Source organism: Actinophytocola sp., from assembly GCF_035762905.1.
GTDB lineage: Bacteria > Actinomycetota > Actinomycetes > Mycobacteriales > Pseudonocardiaceae > DASYTH01.
This window is the reverse complement of the sequence record NZ_DASUCC010000001.1, coordinates 1-5,103: the sequence shown is the minus strand read 5'-3', so window position 1 is coordinate 5,103 and position 5,103 is coordinate 1. Positions and strand designations below refer to the sequence as shown.

Here is a 5,103-nt window from a genome sequence, read left to right as displayed (position 1 = left end):
GAGGCGCCGGCAGCGGCCCAGCTCCAGAGCATGTTGGCGTGTTTCGCCACCGATACTGAGCGGCCGGCCGACATCGTGGTCGATGACCGGCTGGAGCCGATGCCGGATGCAGGTCTGGTTGAGCACGAGCTCGCGTACACGGAGAACAGCGTGCGCTTCCAAGCCGATCGTGTCCAGGTCGTGAGGGACGCAGAGCAGTGGCGCATTCACGGGCCGGGTGAGCTGTTGACCTCCGTGGTCCCTGTTCTTGATGCCGCCATGGTCGGTCGAGGAGCTGGCATGATCCACGCGGCAACGATGGCGTACCGCGGTCACGCGATCGCGCTTCCCGCAGCCGGAGGGACCGGTAAGACGAGCACCGCCGCCAAACTGATGCGGCGCGAGGGCTGGTCGTTCATGGGCGACGACTGGGCCTTCCTCGCCGAGGACGCCACCATGCTCGGCTACGCGAAGCCGATGTTCATCAAGCCGCACCACCGGGCCATCTACCCGCACCTGTTCGAAGGTGTCCGGAAGCCCCTGGTCCCCTCCCGGCTCTCGGACAGCGTCGGCCGGCTCACCACGGTGGTGCACCCGTACGTCATCCGATATCCGCGCCTCGCGGATTTCTCCCGGCGGTGGTCGCCGGAGCACCGCATGGTCGAGGCGGGGGACGCGTTCCCGGGGCGGGAAGTGACGACTTCGGCCCCGCTCGCGGCCGCCGTCTACATCGAGCGCTTCGAAGGTTCCCGGTCCCGGATCGTCGAGCGGACGAGCGATTGGATGGTCGACCGCATGCTCGGCAACTTCCACATTGAGATGGCCGGTTTCTCGCAGCGGGTCGTGACCGGCCTGGCGGCCACGTCCGTCCTTCCATGGCGCGAGCACTTCGCGGCGAAGGGGGTCGTGCTGAGCAAGGCGCTCGACGGACGTCCCTGCCACCTGCTGCAGGTGCCCTCTGCGTTCTCGGCGGACGAGGCGTCGGACGACATCGTCCGGTTCCTCGATCAGCTGCTGCCGTCTGTCCTTGACGAGCAGATCTGAGGGGGTGGACGGAATGGGTCACAGCCCTTCCGAGGTCACCGCGGTCGTTCCGGCCCGCAACGCGGAGGACCTGCTCCCACGCTGCCTGGAGGCCCTGCGTCAGTCCGGTGTCGCCGAGATCATCGTGGTGGACGGATGCTCCACGGACCGGACTGTCGACCTCGCCCTCGAGGCCGGTGCCCGTGTCCTAAGTGACGAGGGCCGCGGGCTGCCATGGGCTCGAACGCTTGGTGTGCGGAGCAGTAACACCCGCTGGGTCCTGCTCGTCGACGCCGACGTCGTGTTCAGGCCCGAAGGGGTCGCCGAACTGCTCACGGAGTTGGTGGACGGCGGCTACGACGCCCTCCAGGCCGGTTTGGAGAGTGTCGCTGGACCGGGGTACTGGGGGCAGGCGCTGGCACATCACCACCGCACCGGCCGCAGCCGCAACTGGTTCGGGCTCGTGGCGACGATCGTCGACCGAGACCTGATGCTGGGCGTGGGTTTCGATGATTCCTTCAAGTCGGGGGAGGACATTGAGCTGCGTTGGCGGATGCGGGAGTCAGGGCTGCGAACGGCGGTGTCACGCCGGGTCTTCGTCGAACATCGTTTCGCCGCAGACGACTTCGACTTCGCGCTGGACCAGTTCGTCATGGACGGAACGGGATTGGGACGGATGGTCCGCAAGCATGGCTGGCGCGGTGCGAGGTTGGCGCTGCTGCCTGCTGCCGCGGCAGTCCGCGGCAGCGCCCTGAGCCTCGCCGAGGGTCAGCCTCGTTGGCTGCGCTATTACGTCGCCTTCTGCTGGTACAACTACGCGGCCATGGCGAGGGGTTTGCGTCGTGAGAGCTGAGCGGGGGACCGTTGTCGTGGGCGCCTCGACCGTCCGGCACTCCGCCTTGCGGAGTTCGCTCGGACTCGTCGTTGCCAAAGCCGCCCAGACGGGCGCTGGTTTCGCCTTCTGGGTCGTGGCCGCGCGCGCAACGTCCGACCGTGAAGTCGGGCTCACCATGGCCGCGGTCTCGGCAGTGATGATCTGCACGCAACTCGCGGTGCTGGGCGCCGGGTCGGCCGTGATCGTGTCGGTGGGGCGAGGGGAGCCACCCTCGCGGGTGCTGGACGCGGCGTTCGCCATCGTGGGCGTAGCCGGCACCGTGCTGGCCCTCGGATATCTTGTGCTGCAATCGGCCGTGATGCCGGAAACGGCCTTGGTATCGGTTCTCTTCTGGCTCACGTTCCTCGTGGCTGCCGTCACCGGCACCCTGGTCATCGTGCTGGATCAGGCGCTCGTGGCGCTGGGACGCGGTGCCAGCGCGACGTCAAGATACGCGTTGGGCGGTGTGGTCTCACTCGGGGCTGCTGCGCTCGTGGCCTGGCAAGCGCACGGCGCCCCAGCCGACGTGCTGATGGCCTGCTGGACCCTCGGGACGACCGTGGCGTGCATCGTCGGCGCGGTCCAGCTGCGAAGACTGGTGGGCTACCGGCCCCGGCCGTCCTTGCGCTCGGCGCGCGGCCGTCCACTGCTGGCGATGGGCCTTCCGTACCAGCTCCTCACCCTCACGGAGCGCGCCCCCGGGCTGGTGCTGCCGCTCCTGCTCGCGCACATGGTGGCGCCGGAGGCAGCTGCCTACTGGTATCCGGCATGGATGATGGCCTGGGCCGCCTACTCCGCTCCCATGCTGATGGGCATTGTGCAGTTCTCCGAGGGGGTCCGCGACCCGGACCGGCTGGTGTCGACCACCTGGGCTAGTCTTCGTTTGTCGATCGCCGTTGGAGGGCTGGCTGCCGCAGTCCTCGTCATCCTCGCGCACCCGCTGCTCAGTCTGCTGGGGGAGCGCTACGCCGACTCATCCGCCGGCGCTCTGCGGTGGTTGGCGGCCGGGCTGGTGCCGTATGCGGTGCTGCAGGCCTACAACGCCGTGTGCCGCGCCCGCGGTCGCTACACGGAGGCGATCGTGGTCGGGGTGACGCTCGGTGTCGCCCTCTGCGCCTCCGCGCTGTGGGCCGCCGACAGGGGCGCCAGCGCCATGGCCCTTGCGTGGCTGGTGGTGCTTTCCATCGGGGCCGCGGGAGTCGGTCTCCGGCTGGTCGTCGTCCTCCGGCGCGTCACGCGGGGCGCGCGATGAGTCGTCCTGTGGCGCGTCATGCGGGTGGTGCGGTGACGGGCGCGCTGGATGTGGTTCCTCGGACGGAGGGGCGTTGGAAGGCCCGTGAGGTGTGGTGTGCGGTGGCGGGTGTGGTGTCGTTGGCGCTTGCGGTGGGGGCGGCGTCGACGGTGGCTGTGCCGGTGGCCAGTGATTTGGGGCTTGTGGCTGTGCTGCCTTTCCCGTTCTGGGTGGGGGTTGCGTTGTTGAATGTGGCTTTCGTTGTGGCGTTGCGGGGGGATGCCGCGGGTCCGGCGCGCCGGCTGGTGATGGTGTGGCTTGTGGTGGTGCTGGTGCTGGTGCTTTTCGGGACTGCGGCGTTCGTGACGGATGTGCCGCGGGGTGAGGTTGCGTTCCGTCATCTGGGCATCGCGGACGTTCTCTCGGACACGCGGGGGATTGATCCGGACATCGACGCGTATTTCAACTGGCCGGGTTTCTTCGCGCTCCTGGCGACGGTGCTGGGGGCGACGGGTCTTGATCCGGTGGCTGTGGCTTTGTGGGCGCCGGTGTTGAACGTGGGTTTGTGGCTTGTTGCTTTGGGTGTGCTGACGGGTTACTTGACGCGGGATCCGCGGCGGCGCTGGTTGGTGCTTTGGGTTTTTTGCCTTGGCAGTTGGCAGGATCAGGACTATTTGTCTCCGCAGGCTTTTGGCTTCTTTTTGTATCTTGTTGTGATCGCGCTGCTCGTTGGCCCGTTGGCCGCGCGGGCTCCCGGGTTCCCCGGGTTCCGCGGGTTCCGGCGTGCCGATCTGGCGGCGTGGTGGCGGGGGCGGGTGCCTGCCGAGACCCGGCCGGGTCTGCGGGTGGGTGCGCTTGTGGTGACGGTGTTGTTGGTCGCGGTGATTTGCGCGAGCCATCAGTTGACTCCGTTTATGCTGCTCATTGCCGTCACCGCGCTGACGTTGAGCGGGCGTGTCTGGCCGGGCCGGCTGCCGTTGATAGCGGTAGTTTTGCTGACGCTCTGGCTCGCTTATCCCGCGAGTGCGTATCTGATCGGGAACCCGCCGCTGGCGGAAGCGGGACTGCAGGGCGCGACGGAGGCGAACGTCCTCGACCGTCTGAGCGGGACTGCCGGGCATGTGCTTGTGGTGCAGGTCCGGATCGTTCTGACTCTTGTGCTGTGGGCGCTTGCCGCGGCGGGCGCGGTGCGCGATTGGCGCAGGGGACGTCTGGATATCCGGGTGGTCCTCCTGGCCGTTACGCCGCTGCTGCTTTTCCCCGCGCAGTTGTACGGCGGGGAGATGCTTATCCGTGTCTCGCTGTTCGCGCTGCCTTTCGTCGCTGTGCTGGCGTGCTCGATCCTGCTTCCCACGGGCGGCAGCACACACCCCGCCGCCCACGCCGCGCACGGCGGCACACACCCCGCCGCCCACGTCGCGCAGGACCCCACGCGGCCGTCCTTCCGCGCTGCGGGGGCTCTGGCGCTGATTTGTTTCCTGCTGGCTGTGATGACTGTGACGGGCCGGTTCGGGAACGCCCAGTATGACGTTTTCACCGATGATGAGATCGCCGCTGTCGCTGAGGTGCATCGTCTCGCGCCGCCGGGGGCGTCGATTATCTCGGCGGCCCACCCGACGCCGTGGCGCAGCGAGGATTACCTCGATCACCGGGCCCGGACGATTGATGACATGTGCCGGTCTGATTTGTCGACGGCGACGTGTGGTCCGCTTGTTTACGACTTCGCCCGGCAGGGTCCTGGCGGTGCCGTTGTGTTGCTGATGCGTTCGTCGGAGGCCAGTCTTGTGCTCCAGGGTGCCGGCAGTGCGCGCGGTTTCGCTGAGCTGGAGGAGTGGTTGAGCGCGCAGGAGGGTGTGGAGCTTGCGTTCAGCAACGCCGACGCCCGGGTGTATCGGGTGACGCCATGAGCGCCGTGAAGGCCGTGAGCGGCGTCAGCAGGTTCACCGTGGTGCTCGCTTTCGCGGCTCTTGCTTTGTCGCTGGTGACGCTCATCGGG

4 protein-coding genes are annotated in these 5,103 nt (G+C 67.9%); all 4 read left to right on the top strand.

Going from position 1 to position 5,103, the window contains the following annotated elements; genetic code table 11:
* On the top strand, positions 1–1,023 hold a 1,023-nt coding region (locus tag VFV67_RS00020; RefSeq protein WP_326466237.1), incomplete at its 5' end, for a hypothetical protein.
* Positions 1,024–1,036: 13 nt separating this feature from the next.
* A complete protein-coding gene (locus tag VFV67_RS00015) occupies positions 1,037–1,855 on the top strand; it encodes a glycosyltransferase family 2 protein (RefSeq protein WP_326466236.1) in 819 nt (272 codons plus the stop codon).
* Between the two features lie 16 nt (positions 1,856–1,871).
* A complete protein-coding gene (locus VFV67_RS00010) occupies positions 1,872–3,128 on the top strand; it encodes a hypothetical protein (RefSeq protein ID WP_326466235.1) in 1,257 nt (418 codons plus the stop codon).
* Between the two features lie 32 nt (positions 3,129–3,160).
* Positions 3,161–5,014, top strand: a complete 1,854-nt coding sequence (locus tag VFV67_RS00005; protein ID WP_326466234.1) for a hypothetical protein — start codon at positions 3,161–3,163, stop codon at positions 5,012–5,014.
* Positions 5,015–5,103 lie beyond the last annotated feature (89 nt).